Annotated in this window: 1 protein-coding gene; it reads left to right on the top strand. The window is 48.6% G+C overall.

The window, feature by feature from the left end; all coding sequences use genetic code 11:
• Window positions 1–435: DNA-binding protein (locus AC0QH1_RS00850; RefSeq protein WP_324628832.1), on the top strand; the 435-nt coding region annotated here is incomplete at its 5' end.
• Between the last annotated feature and the right edge of the window lie 65 nt (window positions 436–500).

Here is a 500-nt window from a genome sequence, read left to right as displayed (position 1 = left end):
TTCATTTCAATGATACTAGTAGGATCTACTCAAGCAGCACAAATACTCGGGATTTCCGGTTCTTATATGAGAAAACTTTTATTAACTCAGAGAGTTTGCGGCGCTTTTAAAATAGGCAGAAACTGGGCAATCCCGTTAACCGACGGAATTCCCCAAGTCAAGGAAGGAACTCGCGGCCCAAAACCACGATGGAAACCTGCGCGCAAAGCGGCGATTACCTGCATTCACGTCAATCAACACAAGATTCGGCAAAATAACAAGCGAGAGGAAAAAGAACCCGTAATTAGCGTCAAACACGGCAGCAGCAATCGGTATGGGTTTGAAGCGGAAATCGCCGGACCTAGCCGGGTAGTGTATCGACCCGATAAGCCGCTATCTTGCGGGGCGAAAGTTTGGATCGAGACGCTTTCCTCCGTGGAGTTGCTGAGCGGTTAAGCCACATCCGACTGAAATAGGTTGGAAAAATAACTCGGGACGAGCAGCTTCTTGGCAGGCAATGG

The organism is Phormidium sp. CCY1219 (assembly GCF_055795085.1).
This window is presented reverse-complemented; position numbering and strand designations above follow the sequence as displayed.